This window comes from Parapedobacter deserti, from assembly GCF_042646065.1.
GTDB classification, from domain to species: domain Bacteria; phylum Bacteroidota; class Bacteroidia; order Sphingobacteriales; family Sphingobacteriaceae; genus Parapedobacter; species Parapedobacter deserti.
Genome location: NZ_JBHRTA010000037.1, coordinates 161,433 through 174,963, shown reverse-complemented (window position 1 = coordinate 174,963; position 13,531 = coordinate 161,433). Strand labels below are relative to the sequence as shown.

Sequence of the window (13,531 nt, the reverse complement as noted above, 5' to 3'; positions counted from 1 at the left end):
CGGACTTTTACTTGTATAAGTTTCCGTCATACGCACGTTATTATTCACATATATTTTAATAACGCAATAAGTAACGTATTAGTATGGTGGAAGCTGTGTTTTCTTGTGGCCTATTGCTTTTCCGAAATTTCCATCGCTTTTTGTTCGGCTAGTTGAAGTGCCTTGTAGGCATTGACGATGCCGCCCGTTACACAGATGTCGTTCATGGATACACGCATATTTCGGCCGTCAGGACCAGTTACTTTCACGCGTTGATCGACGCGTGTGACAGATTGCATGATCACGCGTTTCACTTCCATCGCCGGAAGTTGCGGGAAATACGAGCGTATCAATGCGGCGAGACCTGCTACCACAGGTGCGGCCATACTAGTTCCCTGTTGGTCTTTGTAAGCCGATCCGGGCATGGTGGAATGGATTTTCACGCCCGGGGCGAACACATCGACCGATCTGCGGCCGTAGTTGGAAAACGATGCAATCAGATCGCCATCATTTTTCCAGCTGGAGGCACCTACTTCGATCCAGGCGCCTGCCTCCCCTTTGTTGATACCCAGACTGTCTACATAGTTTCGATTAGGAAAATTGGGGTTGGCATCATTATCTTGTCCTTCATTTCCGGCGGCATGGACAAGGAGTACATCGTGCTCCATAGCAAACCGGACAGCGTCGTCTACGACCTGTTTGTCCTTGGCAAAGGCTTTCCCGAAGCTCATGTTGATGACTTTGGCGCCATTCTCCACGGCGTAGCGAATGGAGTTGGCAACATCCTTATCCCGTTCATCGCCGTCAGGTACTGTCCGCAACGCCATGATGCGTACATTGTCAGCTACCCCTTTTATACCAATGTCATTGTCGCGTACGGCACCGATGATGCCGGCGACATGGGTGCCATGGTCCGCATCCGGACCGGTTACATCGGCGTTGCCGTAGTACCGCTCACGGCTGTCTTCATAGTCGTCGCCGACGATGTGGCGGGAATCATATTCCTTATTGAGGTGGTAGTTTACTTGGTTGTTGAAATGTTTGACACCATCTTCCAATTGCTCGTAGAACTTGCTGAAGTCGGGTTCCTCTTTCAGTTCTTTCCTTATGATTTTTAAGGCCATTTTTTCCAGGTCGCCCTCAGCTTTGTATCGATCGAAATCGGCGGCAGTAGGGTTTTCTTTGTTCATCCGAGCTACCATGGAGTCCACTGCACGTTTGAGGCCAGTATAACTGATTTGGCCGAAACGGGCTTCCTGCGTCTTCTTGGCATAGTAGGTGACCATTTTTTGGTATTCCTGAAATTCGCGACGTTCCTCGCCGCTCATCGGAGTGGAAGGAAGCACTGATATGTACTTAGGTTCTAACTCCCTGACGAGCCGCGTTACTTCCAGGTTGTCATACTGCACGTTTTCGCCGCTGGCGTTGCCAATGAAGTTCCAACCATACTTGTCATTGATATAGCCATTGCCGTCCTCATCTTTGCCGGTCGATGAGCTGTCTTTTTCATTGATCCAGATGACATCACGTAGATCCTCGTGGTTCACATCTATGCCACCGTCAATGACAGCTACGATGACGGGCGTGCTCTTCTTGTCCTTCAATAGCAGCTCATACGCTTTCTCTGTACTGATGCCCATTACGCCGTCCCGCTCCAAGTCGAGGTTGAACCAGTTTGCCGGTGGGACATCTTTCGCTTGACCGAGAGAGAAGAATGGAATTAGGATGATGAAGAAAGTATTGAGCAATTTATGGAACGCCATATGGTGGTCAAAGTTTTTAGTGTGCGGACAAACTTAGATAAATTTCCTTTATATCTCTCTGCTGCCTTAAAATTTTTGTTGTAGCGGGCATATACTGTCTGTCCCTGCGTATTATTGTCAAATCTGCTACAGTTTTTTTGATAAATATGTGTGTAAAAGGTTTAATCGAATCGTTATAATTCTTTCATTTGCACTATCAAATTAATATGGTTAAACCATGACTAACAAAATTTGTTTGCTATTGCTTATGAGCACAACCTTAGTTTCCTGTGCGCCCAAGTCTGGGCGTACCCCTTATAAATGGCCTTCAGTTGACGCGCCGACAGCGGCGGTGATGCCGCACATCAGAACCCTGCATGGTGACACGGTCATTGATAATTATTTCTGGCTGAATGACTATTTCAAAAAAGGACCCGATTCAGCTGCCGTGATTGCCTACCTGGAAGCGGAAAACCAATATACAGCTGCGATGATGAAGGATACTGAATCATTGCAGACCAAGCTTTTCGACGAGATGAAGAGCCGCATAAAAGAACAGGACGAGTCGGTGCCATATTTCAAAAATGGGTACTATTACTATACCCGTACGGAAGAAGGAAAGCAGTATTTTAAATATTGCCGAAAGAAGGGCAGTTTGGAAGCACCCGAAGAAATACTCCTTGATGTGGATGCGATGGCACAGGGTTTCTCTTACTACGCGGTTGGCGGTTTCAATGTGAGCACGGACAACAGGCTGCTCGCTTACGGTGTTGATACCGTGTCGCGACGGCAATACACTATTCACGTCAAGAATCTGGAGACCGGCGAAACATTGGCAGATGCCATACCGGGTACCTCAGGCGGTTCGGTCTGGGCTAATGACAACCGCACGCTTTTTTACACACAGAATAATCCCGTTACACTGCTCACCGAACGGATCATGCGCCACACCCTTGGTGCGGACAGCCGGAGCGATGCGGTAGTCTACCACGAAGAGGATAACACCAATTATATCGGAGTGGGCAAGGCTAAATCGGGTAAATTCATTTACATCTATTCGGGCGGTACGCTGTCTTCCGAAACCCGTTACTTGGAGGCGGATAACCCAATGGGTACATTTAAGGTGTTCCAGCCCCGGATGAAGGACGTGCTCTATGACGTCACGGCCTTGGAAGACCGCTTCTTGATCTTGACCAATCAAAATGCAAAGAACTTTAAGTTGATGGAGTGCCCCTTTGGGCAGACCGGCGTAGCTCACTGGGCGGAGGTGATCCCCCATCGTGAAGATGTGTTGCTGGAAGATGTGGACGAGTTCAAAAATTTTCTGGTGGTGTCTGAACGCAAGAATGGCCTTATCCAATTGGCGGTCCGTAACCTTTCTGACGGTGCGGCGCACTACCTTGATTTTGGTGAAGAGGCGTACACAGCCTACCCTTCCACCAATCCGGAGTACGGCACGTCAACCCTCCGTTACGCGTACACATCGCTTACGACGCCTTTCTCCACTTACGAATATGATATGAATACCCACGAAAAGACGCTGTTGAAGCAGCAGGAAGTGGTCGGCGGATACAACGTAGGCGATTATGTGACCGAACGATTATATGCGCAAGCCGAGGATGGCACCGAGGTGCCGATCTCATTGGTGTATAAGAAAGGATTTAAAAAAGATGGTAGCGCACCGTTATTGTTATATGGATATGGTTCTTATGGCGCTACGATGGACCCATCATTTAGCGCTGCGCGGCTAAGCCTGTTGGACCGCGGATTCGTCTATGCTATCGCGCACATCCGGGGTGGACAGGAGATGGGCAGGCAGTGGTATGAAGACGGCAAAATGATGAAAAAGAAAAACACATTCACGGATTTTATCGATTGCGGACGGTTTTTGGTGCGACAGGGGTATACTTCACCCGCGCACCTGTATGCGCAAGGCGGCAGTGCCGGCGGGCTGCTGGTGGGTGCTGTGGCCAATATGGCTCCCGAACTCTGGCATGGTCTCGTTGCCCAAGTGCCGTTCGTAGATGTGGTCAATACCATGCTTGACGAGACCATCCCGCTTACGACCAACGAATATGATGAATGGGGAAATCCGAACAACGAGGATGCCTATCGGTATATGAAAAGCTATTCGCCCTATGAGAACATCGAAGCAAAGGATTATCCAAATATCCTGGTGACCACCGGCCTGCATGACAGTCAGGTACAGTATTTTGAGCCGGCAAAATGGGTAGCCAAGCTCCGCTCAACTAAGACAGACAACAATGTACTGCTGATGAAAACAGAAATGGACTACGGACATGGCGGGGCGTCCGGCCGTTTTGATTATCTCAAGGATGTTGCGCTGGTATACGCTTTCCTTTGTGCCTTAGAAGGAATCACGGAGTAAGGGAAGAGGTGCTTTTTTCCTGTGCCTCTTCTTTACGTAACTCAAAATTCTCGATGGCGTTCCGGCTGGCCCGGGAGGAAGCGAATATGGCTCCGATGACCAGTATAATGACGATAATAATTCCCCATATACCTTTACGCCGATCCTGTTTCATCAACCAGATGAGGAAGGCTACAAGCGGAATTGCGAAAATGAAAATAAAAAACCAACTGGTTCCTGTCATGCTGCAAAGATCGAAAAAAATGTGCTGTTTGGGTGTGGTTCATTTGCAAATAAACTTTTTGCAAACAAAAATAATTTCACTATATTTGGCACCTTAATTGCAGCAAAGCTGTAATAGTTTTAGGATGAACACAAAAAATATCATAGCAGTATTTACCACATCGGGCTTTCAGCAGCGCGCGATGTGCTTTTTGTGTGAAAATTCGATTGCCGAAAGACCGGTTCTCCGGCTCCGACGACCCATATTGCCCCGGGCTTAATAAGGGGCATCCCATTAGAAACGGTACAGTATGGAGTCCTAGCTGTACTTCATCAGTAGTTTTTTTAAGGTTTTAATCGGTTAAACATACAACTTCGGTTGCTTGTTTTCAATTTTGGGGTTGTCAATTCCAATGGTACTTTCAGATTTTTCGGTAACACCAGCTAACGAGGAGCATATAGGCTATGCACAGGAGATCTGTGACGAAATGGCCGAATCAGCCAAAGCGCGCGGTACGGGTATTGCCCGCCGTAGCCCGGATTACGTAGCCAAAAAAATACGCGAAGGGAAGGCTGTTATCGCCTTGCGCAAGTCAGACAGGGCATGGGCTGGCTTTTGTTATATTGAGACATGGAGCCACGGTGATTTTGTGGCCAACTCGGGCTTGGTGGTCAGCCCATGTTTTCGGAACGTCGGGTTGGCCAAAGCCATAAAAAAGCGTATCTTCGAACTTTCCCGGGAAAAATACCCCAAGGCTAAGATTTTTGGCCTTACTACGGGTCTGGCTGTTATGAAAATTAACTCGGACTTGGGGTATGAACCAGTTACCTATTCGGAGCTGACACAGGACGAAGAGTTCTGGAAAGGATGCCAAAGCTGTGTAAACTATGACATCCTGACGATGAAGCAGCGGAAAAACTGCATGTGCACTGCGATGCTTTGGGATCCGGTAGAAAAGGAAAGAGAATTGAGGGAGCGGCTAGAGATGAAAGCTAAAGCCAAGGAGCGCTTGAAGCAGATGGCCAAGAAGTCGTCGCTATTGAAACGTATAGAGGCCAGGCTTTGGAAGTCAACCAAAAAAATGATAACGGCATTTATCGCACGCCATCCAAAGACGGTATAGTTATAACATTCATAAGTCATCAAATGAAGAAAGTCGTATTAGCGTTTAGCGGAGGGTTGGATACCTCGTTTTGCTGTATTTATTTATCCAAGGATCTCGGACTGGAAGTGCATTCTGTCATTGTTAATACCGGTGGGTTTTCGGAGGAAGAGCTGACCCAGATCGGGGAACGGGCCTATTCGCTTGGGGTGAAATCGCATGCGGTGGTAGATGAAACGCAAAACTATTACGACAGCAGTATTAAATACCTCATTTATGGTAATGTGTTGAAAAACGCCACCTATCCGCTTTCAGTGAGCGCTGAGCGGGTGAGTCAAGCAACGGCCATTGCAAACTACGCCAAGCAAATCGGTGCGGAGTATGTAGCGCATGGTAGTACCGGGGCCGGTAACGATCAAGTGCGGTTCGACATGATATTTAATACGCTTATTCCGGAAGTGGGAATCATCACGCCAATCCGGGACCTCAAGTTGAGCCGGGAAGAGGAGATTGAATACCTGCATAAGCATGGTGTGGAGTTTAACGCCGGAAAGGCAGCGTATTCTATCAACAAGGGCATATGGGGCACTTCAGTTGGCGGTAAGGAGACACTGACATCGCACGGTACACTCCCCGAGGAGGCATGGCCTACTCCGGCGACATCCACTGAATCGCGACGCATTACGCTCAAATTCGAAAATGGTGAACCGGTGGCGTTGGATGGCAACCGCGTCGGGCCTGTGCGGGTGATCCAGGAGTTGCAGGCTATCGCCCAACCTTACGGTATCGGGCGCGACATCCATGTAGGCGACACCATTATCGGCATCAAAGGCCGGGTGGGTTTCGAAGCTGCGGCGCCGCTGATCATCATTAAGGCACATCATACCTTAGAAAAGCATGTGCTGACCAAGTGGCAGCTGAGCTGGAAAGATCAGTTGGCGGCCTTTTACGGCAACTGGATGCACGAAGGGCAGATGCATGATCCGGTGATGCGCGATATCGAGGCATTCCTGCAGAATTCCCAGCAAACCGTGAGCGGGGAAGTTTTTGTAGAACTGAATCCTTTCCGTTTCCAGGTCATCGGCATCGACTCTCCGCACGACCTGATGTCCAACGCTTTTGGCAGCTATGGTGAGATGAACAATACGTGGACCGGCGATGATGTGAAAGGTTTCTCCAAGATTTTTGGCAACCAGACCATGATCTGGCATAAGGTTAATGCACTGTAATGGCGGCTATAGCGTCCGAAAACAATAGAAACATGACGAAAGTTAAGGTAGGCATCGTCGGTTCAGCGGGTTATACAGGAGGTGAATTACTACGGATACTGATCCATCATCCACAGGTTGAAATCGTATTTGCCAACAGCGCGAGCAATGCAGGTAATAAAGTGTCTGACGTGCATACAGATTTGCTAGGCGATACGGATCTGATATTCACCAATGGCGTATCCAATGAAATTGACGTACTATTCCTATGCGTGGGACATGGTGATGCACGTAAATTTCTGGATTCTGCAACCATCGCTTCACATGTTAAAATCATCGACTTATCGCAGGATTACCGGTTGAGCGCGAATACCGAGTATCAAGACGGGAAGTTCGTCTACGGTTTGCCAGAATTGCAGCGCGACGTGATTCAATCCGCACAGTACATTGCCAATCCGGGTTGTTTTGCCACGAGTATCCAGTTGGCACTGCTGCCATTGGCTGATAAGGGATTGCTTCAAGGTCAAATCCATATCAACGCGACCACGGGTTCTACCGGAGCCGGGCAGAAGCCTTCCGCGACTTCGCATTTCAGCTGGCGGAGCAGCAACTTGTCCGTTTATAAGGCATTTGAACATCAGCACCTCCAGGAAATCAGCGAATCATTGAATCAATTACAGCCTGGATTTCTTCCGGTAGGGGAAGAACCTTTGTTACAGCGTGCCATGGAGCGTATCAACATCATCCCGCAGCGGGGAAACTTCGCGAGAGGTATTCTTTCGGCTATTTACTTAGACTGCATATTGCGCGAAGACGAGGCGTATGCACTGTACGAGTCGTTCTATGCGACGCATCCATTTACGCACGTCAGTAAGGCTAACGTCGATCTGAAACAGGTAGTTAATACAAATAAGTGTATCCTGCATCTGGAGAAGCACGGGAATAAACTGTTTGTCGTGAGTGTCATCGACAACTTGCTGAAAGGAGCCAGCGGACAAGCGGTGCAAAACATGAACCTGTTGTTCGGTCTGGAAGAAGCAAGCGGGTTGAAGCTGAAGAGTGTGGGGTTTTAAGCTTCAACATACGTCGCATTGTGCGTTTATTTATGTCTAAATACCTCATCCAAACTCTCAAAAACCGCGCGCTTGGCCTTTTCCAATTCGGTTTTGTTGTGTGCTGCTGACACGAAGCCGACTTCGTAACCTGAAGGGCCCAGATACACGCCGCGGTTGAGCAGTTCGCGATGGAACACTTTGTAGTATTCCATGCTGTTGTGGTCGATATCGCCTGCCGTCCGGATAGCTTCTTTGTCAGTAAATGCGAACCAAAAGATGGATCCGATGTTGAATATCCAAACTTTGTAGTTTTTCGCGGTAGCATACCGCTGGATGGCTTCCACGAATTGGAAGGTTTTTTGGTTTAAGTTCTTGTAAAACCCGCTTCCTTTAAGTTCGGTCAATTGGGCGATTCCTGCAGCCATGGCTACCGGATTGCCAGATAGTGTACCTGCCTGGTACACGCCCCCATCAGGAGAAATGTGGCTCATCAACTCGGCCGAAGCCCCATATGCGCCTACGGGCATGCCGCCACCGATGATCTTTCCATATGTAATTATATCCGGGTGTACATCATAGTATGCAGCAGCACCTTCAAAGCCTAAGCGGAAACCGGTGATGACCTCATCGAAAATCAGCAAGCTGCCGTTTTCTTTTGTGATACTCCGAAGGAAATGGATGTAGTCGTGATCTTGGATAAGCAAGCCGTTATTAGCCGGTACCCCTTCGATGATAATCGCTGCGATTTTGCCTTGAAACTGGGAAAAAGCTGCGTGGACCGCTTGCTTGTCATTGAGCGGAATGACAATGGTTTCATCCGCAAAGGCTTTTGGGACGCCCGCAGATGAGGTTTCGCCGAACGTTACAAGTCCTGAGCCGGCTTTGACGAGCAATGAATCGGAATGCCCGTGGTAGCAACCCTCGAACTTAATGATTTTGTCGCGGCCGGTATATCCCCTTGCCAGCCTGATAGCTGACATGACCGCCTCGGTTCCCGAACTGACGAAGCGCAGCTTGTCAATATATTTATTATGCTTGAGAATAAGTTCGGCAAGCTCATTTTCCAGTGCGGTCGGTGCCCCGAAGCTTAGTCCTTTTTCCAGCGCTTTGGTAACCTTCTCCCGTATTTTTGGATGATTATGGCCCAAGATAAGTGGCCCCCAGGAACAGCAGAAGTCGATAAACTGATTTCCGTCGGCGTCCCAAAGGAAGCACCCATCGCCCCGTTCAATAAACAGCGGTGTGCCATGCACCGATTTAAAGGCGCGTACCGGCGAATTTACGCCGCCGGGGAAATACTGCCGGGCTTTTTCATAAAGTTCTGCCGATTTCTCCCGAGAGATGTCTCCCTTTTTGCCGGATGGCGAATGGGTTTCATCACTTCCTCCGAAGGCCTTTTTTAGCGCATCTAACATGCTGTGTAAGTTGGTAAAATTGTTAAAAACTAAAAATCTAAAACGTCAACTTGAAAATAAAAAAAACGCATTTCATAGCCATTTTTGTTCCAGTACCGCCTTGGCGTGGTAAGAGAGGATAGCCGTAGCGCCTGCCCGTCGGATCCCCATCAACACCTCCATGGTGGCCCGTTGCTCGTTGAGCCAGCCGTTGCGTGCCGATGCTTTGATCATGGCATATTCGCCGCTCACGTTGTAAGCCGCAATGGGTAAATCAAAATTGTCTTTGAGCAGCTTAATGACGTCCAAATAAGCGAGCGCCGGCTTTACCATCAGGAAATCTGCGCCTTCTTGCGTGTCGAGCTCCGCTTCGATCAAAGCCTCCCGTTGGTTTGCCGGATTCATCTGATAGGTCTTCTTGTCGCCATGCTTGGGAGCCGAGTTGAGCGCATCCCGGAAAGGGCCATAGAACGCACTGGCATATTTGGCTGTGTATGACATCAATGAGACGTCGGTAAAGCCGTTTTCATCCAGTACCCTGCGGATGTACCCGACACGCCCGTCCATCATGTCCGAAGGGGCCACGATGTCAGCCCCGGCTTGTGCGTGGGCTAGGGCCATATTTCCTAAGATTTCCAGCGTCTCGTCGTTGAGTATTTCACCGTTTTCCACAATACCGTCGTGTCCATCGCTGCTGTATGGATCCATAGCCACATCGGTGATGACACATGCTTCGGGGAAGTGGCGTTTCACTTCTGCAATGGCTTGTAGATACAAGCTTCCCTCTCTTATGCTTTCCGAGGCGGTTTTGTCTTTAAGTGCTTCGTTGATGTTGGGAAACAGGTCAAATGCATGGAGGCCAAGATTCATACAGCTTTCCACCTCACGGAGCAGGTTATCTACCGAATAACGATAGATGCCCGGCATCGAGCTAACTTCAGATTTAATATTGTTTCCCTCAACAATAAACAGCGGGAATATCAGGTTAGAAGCTGTGATGTAAGTTTCTTCCACCATATTCCGGATCACCGCAGATTTACGGTTCCGTCTGGGTCTTTTTACTATGTCGTTGATCATTCTCTTCATCCTGTCCACATTCCGTTTAATAGTCCAAGCCGAACACCGCTTCTGCCAAGCCGATTTCATCGGGAGAGTAGGGAAGGATATATGGCAGCCCCAATTCCTCGATTTTTTTGCCGGTTGAACGGCCTATGCAGATAATTTTCTGGCCTGGATCTATCAGGTTATCCACAAAATATGCTTCCACATTGCTTGGGCTGGTAAAGATCAGTACGTCTGCATTAGACTTGTCGACATTGGTATCGATACGGGTTTGATAAACGGGTAGGTTGATAATTTTTGTGTCTGCGGTCAATGACTTCTGAATGGTCTCAAGCGATTCTTTGGCTCTGGGGATCAATACAGTTGTACCGGACGCTACCTTAGCGAACTCCGCTGCAATTTCATTCATGTTAATGCCCAGCCGTTCGCCGGAAAAATTGGGGGTATGGCCAAATTGCCTGAGCATTTCTTCCGACCCACGGCCGATAACAGCAAATTTGGTCCGCTTGCTGAGACGTGGTTCGAGCCTGAAAAAATTCTCGATACCGTTTTTGCTTCCGAAAAAAATCCAGTCTACGTATTTGAGGATATACGGGTCGAGCTTGTTGATGATGGGGAAAATCTTGATCAGCGAGCGACCGTCCACGGCGATACCGTGTTTTGCCATTGCGCGGTAAAAATAACTTGCCTCCGATAGGTCGCGTGTGATGAATACATGGTTTGGCAGCTTTCTGTTCTTGTCGAATTTTGCTGCGATTCGGTCGGCCAATCCGTCCGGATGATCAGCCGACAGATACAAGCGGTCAGGGAATTCGCCGTCTTGGTCTGCCTTGGACGTCCATACTTCATATTTGCCGTTTTGTTTGCGGCAATAGCACCCCAGCGGAGCGTGGCAGCCCGCATCGAAGAGGCGCAGCACGCTGCGCTCAACAGCGATGGTATCCGCCACGCCTGTATCATTAAGGGCCTGTAGTATTCTATGGAGCTGTTTGTCGTTTTCCCGTATCTGGACAGCCAGTACGCCCTGCGCAGGCGCCGGGATTATTTCAACGGGTGGTAATTCTTCCACATAGAAGTCAGTCAAATCTGCACCGATGCGGGTAATGCCTGCTTTGGCCAGCATGATGGCATCATAGTTTTCATCACGTAGCTTTTCGATGCGGGTGAGCACATTACCCCTCAGGTCGTCAAACTCGAGGTCCGGACGCACGGCCAGCAACTGGGCCTTTCTCCGGTTGGATGATGTGCCTACGATGGCATTGTGTTTCAGGGCCAGCCGTTTTTTATGATCTACGCAGTCTTTATGGATAATAAGCAATTCGGAGGGGTCTTCCCGTGTCGTGACAGCGGCTATGGTTAGCCCTTCGGGATGCTGGGTAGGTAGGTCTTTATGCGAATGTACGGCAAGATCAATGCTGCCGTTCAAAAGTTCTTCCTCCAATTCCTTTGTGAAAAACCCTTTCCCTTCAAGTTTATCCAGCCGCAGGTGCTGTACAATATCACCCTGAGTTTTTATAATTTTTAGCTCGGCCTCAATACCGATGTCCATCAACTTGCTTTTGACGTAATTTGCCTGCCATAAGGCCAATTCACTGCCCCGGGTGCCGATAATAAGCCTACGGTCGACCTTTTGGGTGGTCGTCGTAACGGCTTTAGTCAAGGGTTCTTCTATTAGCATAAGCAAACTTAGATAAATTCGCTTTTATATGCAATTTAACTTGATTTTGCATTTTAAAAGCAACTATTCGTTCGTGTCTTTTTACATCGGTAGTCATGAAAGCTCCACTGTTTGTCGATTTCCGCTGCCACTGAAAGCTTCTGATGATTAGCGGAATTTAATTTGACGAATAAGTCCATTATCCGAGCGGATATATCCGGGATGACACGCTCAGTTGAGGTCGGAATGGCTAGTCTTGACCAGGATATCTTTCGCCATTACCATGGGTACCTTGATGTATTTTTTCTCCATGTAATCGATCACTTTCTCAAGCACTTGCCGTGAATTGGCATCCAACGCACTCACTTCGGTCGCAAAGACTTCATTAAGGGCAAAAGACCGTATTTCTTTTACTTTTTCCGGCACTTCACGCATGGCCAGTTCCACACGCCGTTGCTTAAGCACAGGGAGGAACTCACGGATGTTGTTGGCAATGATCCGCTCGGCATGTTCCAATTCGCCGTAGCGTTCCTGCAAATTTTTTGATGCTATGGCCTGAAGGCCACTTACCTCAATATAATGTATCGGGAATTGGCCAAGTACATCGGCGTGTATGTCGTTTGGTATGGCAAGGTCTACAACGACCTTTTTGTCGGTCTCCCCGCTGAGCAGCGACTGATAAAGGGCTGCATCTACAATAGCATCCGGAGATCCTGTACAGGTGATCATAATGTCAAAACCACCTTTATAATAAGGAAGCTCACTCAACGGATAGGCCGTTGCCTTAAGTTCGGCGCTAAGTGCGTGCGCATTTTCCAATGTACGGTTAAATACCGCAAAATTTGAAAACCGGTGCTTTTGCAGGTACTTAGCGATATGCTGATTGGTTTCGCCTGCTCCGATAATCAGGATGCGCGGATTTTCGTGCAATTTGATTTCGCGCAATTTGCGATAGGCCAATGAAACGACAGAGACCGGATTGCGGGAAATGCGCGTATGAGTGTATACTTCTTTGGCTGTTTTTACTAGGCGGTCCATTACCAGCCTCAAGAAGTCTCCGGTGAATCCGCAGCGACGGCAGCGGTCATAAGCCCTGCGCACTTGGGCGAGGATTTCTTTTTCACCCACCACGAGGCTTTCCAATGAACAGGACATCCGTAGCAGGTGGTTAAGGGCATCAATGCCTTCGTAGGTGGTTACCTGCCCCAAAAAACATTCCAGCCGTTCAGACGGAACACAAAAATTAAGTTTATGCATAAATTCCTTGATAAACTCGGAATGCAGCTCGTGTGCTCCGTAAAAGACGAACTCTACGCGGTTACACGTGCCAATGTAAAACATCTCAGGAATGTCAAAGCTGTTTTTCAGATTGATGAGCCGGCTTTCCAGCTCCTCATTGCAAATCACAAGATTGCCCAGATCCTTCAGTTCCACATGCTTGTGGGTGAACGCTATGACTTTGAGATTTTTCAAGATTATACGATGCTCACTTAATTTCCGGTAACAAAAGTACAACATCTACTACCTCTCCTCTGTCAAAAACGTGTAAAAGGCAGATATTTAGAACGGTTTTAAATAGCATGACCAAGGTTTGTTATAAAATAAAAAAAAACCTACCTTTGGCGCCATCATTTAGGGGTGCCTTGTTTGCGGCAACAAACACAAATAAAGGCTGAGATTATACCCATTGGCGCTTTTGTGCCAAGCACCTGATCCGGATAATGCCGGCGTAGGGAAGGTA

At 48.3% G+C, this 13,531-nt stretch carries 10 protein-coding genes; 4 read left to right on the top strand and 6 right to left on the bottom strand.

Going from position 1 to position 13,531, the window contains the following annotated elements:
* Positions 1 to 110: 110 nt before the first annotated feature.
* Complete coding sequence (locus tag ACFOET_RS12470; RefSeq protein ID WP_379023102.1) at positions 111 to 1,742, bottom strand: S8 family peptidase; 1,632 nt, start codon at positions 1,740 to 1,742, stop codon at positions 111 to 113.
* A gap of 247 nt (positions 1,743 to 1,989) precedes the next feature.
* Between ACFOET_RS12470 and ACFOET_RS12465 the strand changes: the two genes are divergently transcribed.
* Entirely contained in the window at positions 1,990 to 4,110 is a 2,121-nt protein-coding gene (locus ACFOET_RS12465; protein ID WP_379023100.1) for a S9 family peptidase, read from the top strand.
* Here the strand turns inward: ACFOET_RS12465 and ACFOET_RS12460 are convergent.
* Positions 4,100 to 4,333 (bottom strand): hypothetical protein, encoded by a 234-nt coding sequence (locus tag ACFOET_RS12460; protein WP_379023098.1) that lies wholly within the window; start codon positions 4,331 to 4,333, stop codon positions 4,100 to 4,102. The two genes, ACFOET_RS12465 and ACFOET_RS12460, sit on opposite strands and share 11 nt — an antisense overlap.
* A 391-nt stretch (positions 4,334 to 4,724) precedes the next feature.
* On the opposite strand from ACFOET_RS12460, the gene ACFOET_RS12455 reads away from it, so the two are divergent.
* From ACFOET_RS12455 to argC, 3 genes are read left to right on the top strand one after another with little or no spacing between them, the layout of a single operon-like run.
* The gene (locus ACFOET_RS12455) at positions 4,725 to 5,435 is read left to right on the top strand and encodes a GNAT family N-acetyltransferase (protein ID WP_379023096.1); all 711 of its coding nucleotides are present in this window, start codon (positions 4,725 to 4,727) and stop codon (positions 5,433 to 5,435) included.
* Positions 5,436 to 5,458: 23 nt separating this feature from the next.
* A complete protein-coding gene (gene argG / locus ACFOET_RS12450) occupies positions 5,459 to 6,643 on the top strand; it encodes an argininosuccinate synthase (protein ID WP_379023094.1) in 1,185 nt (394 codons plus the stop codon).
* Positions 6,644 to 6,675: 32 nt separating this feature from the next.
* A complete protein-coding gene (gene argC / locus ACFOET_RS12445; RefSeq protein ID WP_379023092.1) occupies positions 6,676 to 7,695 on the top strand; it encodes an N-acetyl-gamma-glutamyl-phosphate reductase in 1,020 nt (339 codons plus the stop codon).
* A gap of 26 nt (positions 7,696 to 7,721) precedes the next feature.
* Here the strand turns inward: argC and hemL are convergent, their stop codons facing one another.
* The 4 genes from hemL to hemA all read right to left on the bottom strand — a co-directional run bounded on the left by hemL (position 7,722) and on the right by hemA (position 13,263).
* Entirely contained in the window at positions 7,722 to 9,092 is a 1,371-nt protein-coding gene (gene hemL / locus ACFOET_RS12440) for a glutamate-1-semialdehyde 2,1-aminomutase (protein WP_379023090.1), read from the bottom strand.
* Between the two features lie 72 nt (positions 9,093 to 9,164).
* Positions 9,165 to 10,136: a porphobilinogen synthase gene (gene hemB / locus ACFOET_RS12435; protein ID WP_379023206.1), complete on the bottom strand. Its 972-nt coding sequence runs from the start codon at positions 10,134 to 10,136 to the stop codon at positions 9,165 to 9,167.
* 37 nt (positions 10,137 to 10,173) lie between these two features.
* Complete coding sequence (gene hemC, locus ACFOET_RS12430) at positions 10,174 to 11,811, bottom strand: hydroxymethylbilane synthase (RefSeq protein ID WP_379023088.1); 1,638 nt, start codon at positions 11,809 to 11,811, stop codon at positions 10,174 to 10,176.
* Positions 11,812 to 12,021: 210 nt separating this feature from the next.
* The gene (hemA, locus tag ACFOET_RS12425) at positions 12,022 to 13,263 is read right to left on the bottom strand and encodes a glutamyl-tRNA reductase (protein ID WP_379023086.1); all 1,242 of its coding nucleotides are present in this window, start codon (positions 13,261 to 13,263) and stop codon (positions 12,022 to 12,024) included.
* Positions 13,264 to 13,531: the final 268 nt, after the last annotated feature.

Bases quoted from the DNA above. Each gene is read 5' to 3' on its own strand.
- hemL (WP_379023090.1), bottom strand. From the start codon at position 9,092: ATGTTAGATGCGCTAAAAAAGGCCTTCGGAGGAAGTGATGAAACCCAT.
- ACFOET_RS12455 (WP_379023096.1), top strand. From the start codon at position 4,725: ATGGTACTTTCAGATTTTTCGGTAACACCAGCTAACGAGGAGCATATA.
- ACFOET_RS12470 (WP_379023102.1), bottom strand. From the start codon at position 1,742: ATGGCGTTCCATAAATTGCTCAATACTTTCTTCATCATCCTAATTCCA.
- argG (WP_379023094.1), top strand. From the start codon at position 5,459: ATGAAGAAAGTCGTATTAGCGTTTAGCGGAGGGTTGGATACCTCGTTT.
- hemC (WP_379023088.1), bottom strand. From the start codon at position 11,811: ATGCTAATAGAAGAACCCTTGACTAAAGCCGTTACGACGACCACCCAA.
- ACFOET_RS12460 (WP_379023098.1), bottom strand. From the start codon at position 4,333: ATGACAGGAACCAGTTGGTTTTTTATTTTCATTTTCGCAATTCCGCTT.
- argC (WP_379023092.1), top strand. From the start codon at position 6,676: ATGACGAAAGTTAAGGTAGGCATCGTCGGTTCAGCGGGTTATACAGGA.
- ACFOET_RS12465 (WP_379023100.1), top strand. From the start codon at position 1,990: ATGAGCACAACCTTAGTTTCCTGTGCGCCCAAGTCTGGGCGTACCCCT.